Annotated in this window: 1 protein-coding gene and 1 pseudogene; both read left to right on the top strand. The window is 70.8% G+C overall.

Translation table 11 applies throughout. From position 1 onward, the window contains the following. Window positions 1–350 (top strand): annotated as a pseudogene (locus tag F3J10_RS35080) (hypothetical protein); the annotation flags it as partial. Between the two features lie 31 nt (window positions 351–381). Further along, window positions 382–2925 carry a secretin N-terminal domain-containing protein gene (locus F3J10_RS35075; protein WP_167243999.1) on the top strand — a complete coding sequence of 848 codons (2544 nt, stop codon included), beginning with the start codon at window positions 382–384 and terminating at the stop codon, window positions 2923–2925. Window positions 2926–3065 lie beyond the last annotated feature (140 nt).

Genomic DNA, 3065 nt, shown 5'->3' with positions numbered 1-3065 from the left:
CCGTCGCGATCGCCGCGATCCGCGCGCGCGCCGAGCGCGGCGACGCCGGCGCCCACGCGCTGTTCAACACGCTGATGCTGGCGCCGCCGCTGCCCTCGGCGGCGCCCTCGCAGGTCGACGTGCCGCCGCTGCCGAACACGCCGGCGATGCCCTTCACCTATCTCGGCAAGCAGCTCGCGAACGGCCATTGGGAGGTCTATCTCGCGCGCGGCGACGACACGCTGATCGTCCACGAGCAGATGGTGATCGACGGCACCTACAAGGTCGATGCGATCGCGCCGCCCAACCTGACGCTCGTCTATCTGCCCCAGAAACTAGTCCAGACGCTGGATATCGGCAGTGCCGACTGATCCGCGCGCCACCAGGAACGAAACGTTGCGTATGCCATCCCCGAACCGAACCCGATCCCGCCTGAGCGCGCCGCGCGTCCTGCCGCGCCTGCGGCGCGGCACGCTGCTGGTCGCGCTGCCGGTGCTGCTGGGCGCCTGCGCCGCGCAGCAGGCCTATCGCGACGGCCAGAAACTGACCGCGGCCGGCAAGGTCGACGAGGGCATCGCCAAGTACAAGGAAGCCGCGAAGACCGAGCCGGAGGACGCGGAATACCGCAAGACCTGGCTGGCCGAGCGCGAGAAGGCCGTCAACGACCTGGTCGAGGCCGGCGACCGGCTCGCCGCGGGCGGCCAGCGCGACGCGGCGCGCAAGTCCTACGAGCACGCGCTGTCGCTGAGCCCCGGCAGCGAGCGGGCCCAGGCGGGCATCTCGAACCTCGACGCCGACGCGCGCCTGAACATCGCGCTGAGCCGCGCCGAGGCGCTGTTCATGCGGCACCAGCCCGAGGACGCGCGGCGCCTGCTCGACGCGGTGCTGACCGAGGCGCCCACCAACCGGCGCGCGCTGGAGCTGCAGCGCCGGCTGTCGGCCGAGACGGGCGCGGCGCGCGTCGAGGCGGCGCTGGCGGCGGCCTATCGCAAGCCGATCCGCATCGACTTCCGCGACGCGCCGCTCAAGCAGATCTTCGACGTGATCTCGCGTTCCTCGGGCATGAACTTCCTGTTCGACCGCGACGTGAAGACCGACCAGCGCACCACCATCTTCCTGAAGAACAGCACGATCGACGCCACCGTGCGCTACGTGCTCGCCACCAACGGGCTGGCGCAGCAGGTGCTCGACGAGAACACCGTGCTGATCTACCCGAACACGCCCGCCAAGCTCAAGGACTACCAGGAGCTGGCGGTGCGCACCTTCTTCCTCTCGAACACCGAGGCGAAGACCATCGCCAACACGCTCAAGACGATCCTGAAGGTCCGCGACGTGGTGGCCGACGAGAAGCTCAACATGGTGATCGTGCGCGACACGCCCGACGCGATCCGCATGGCCGAGCGGCTGGTCTCGCTGGAGGACGTGCCCGAGCCCGAGGTGATGCTGGAGGTGGAGGTGCTGGAGGTGCAGCGCAACAACGAGCTCAACCTCGGGGTGGCCTGGCCCGGCTCGGTCAACGTCACGCCGCTGCCGCTGGGCAGCGTGATCGCGCCGGTCACGGGGCAGAACACCAATACCAACACGCCGTATTACCCCTATGGCTATGGCGGCGGCTTCGGCGGTGGTTTCGGCGGCGGCTCGAACGGCACCAGCCCCGCGCTGACCATGAACGACCTGCTGCACCAGACCGTGCGCACCATCGGTTTGTCCTCGCTGCAGGCCACCGTCAACGCCAACGTGCAGGATTCCACCGTCAAGCTGCTGACCAATCCGCGCATCCGCGTGCGCAACCACGAGAAGGCCAAGATCCTGATCGGCGAGCGCGTGCCGAACTTCACCTCGACCGCCACCTCGACGGGCTTCCTCTCGCAGTCGGTCAACTACCTCGACATCGGCCTGACGCTGAACGTCGAGCCGACCGTCTATCTCGACGACACGGTCGGCATCAAGCTCGCGCTGGAGGTCAGCAGCCTGGGCAACACCATCACCACCACCACCGGCACCGCCGCCTACCAGATCGGCACGCGCACCGCGAGCACGGTGCTGCAGTTGAAGAACGGCGAGACCGACGTGCTGGCCGGCCTGATCGACAACGAGGAGCGCACCTCGGGCAACAAGCTGCCCGGCCTCGGCCAGTTGCCGGTGCTCGGCCGCCTGTTCGGCGCCACCGACGACCAGGCCAAGAACACCGAGATCGTGCTGGCGATCACGCCGCACCTGGTGCGCAACATCCGCCGGCCCGACGCGGATCTCGCCTACTTCACCTCCGGCACCGAAACCAGCATGCGCAGCATGATCCAGTCGAACGGGATCGCGCCGGCGGCCAGCAGCAGCTCGAGCGGCGGCGGCGCGTCGGCCGGCGGCGACAGCTCGCGCTTCGGCGCGGGCGGCCAGCCGGGCGCGGGCGGTTACGGCTCGGGCGCCGGGGCCGGTGCCGGCGGCTACGGCAGCGCCTATGGCTCGGGCGGCGTGGGCCTGATCGGCGGCGGCGACGGGCTCGCGCCGGGCGGCATCGGGCCCACGCCCGGCACCGGGCAGATGACGGTGGACGGCCCGCCGCAGGTGAAGACCGGCGATTCGGTGACGGTCTCGCTGACCCTGAGCGCCGACCAGCCGGTGGCCAGCGCCGCCTCGACGGTCAGTTTCGACGCGACCAGGCTGCAGTTCGTCGGCGTGACCGAGGGCGACTTCCTCAAGCAGGGCGGCGCGCCGACCAGCTTCTCGAGCCGCGTGAGCCCCGGCCAGGTGCAGCTTTCGGATGGGGTGCAGGGCGGAATGGGCGGCGCCTCGACCGGGACCTACGCGGTGCTGACCTTCAAGGCGCTCGCGCCGGCCGCGCCGACCACGGTGAAGATCCAGCCCGGCGCGGTGGTCAGCCTGACCGGCACGCAGATCACGGTGCCGCCGCCGAGCGCCTACACGCTCGGCATCAACGCCACGCCATGATGCGCGCGCCGAAGCCTGTGCCTGGCGCGGCCGCGTCGTTGGCCTCGCAGTCGGCCTCGTTATCGGCCTCGCAAGCGGCCCCGCTGCCGGCCTCGCTGCCGGCCTCGCTGCCGGCCTCGCGCCGCGCCCGCGCCGCGCGG

It is taken from the genome of Burkholderia sp. Cy-637 (genome assembly GCF_011753175.1).
In the GTDB taxonomy this organism is placed as follows: domain Bacteria; phylum Pseudomonadota; class Gammaproteobacteria; order Burkholderiales; family Burkholderiaceae; genus Burkholderia; species Burkholderia gladioli.
Note: the sequence above shows the minus strand (reverse complement) of the source record. Positions and strands in the feature narration are given on the sequence as shown.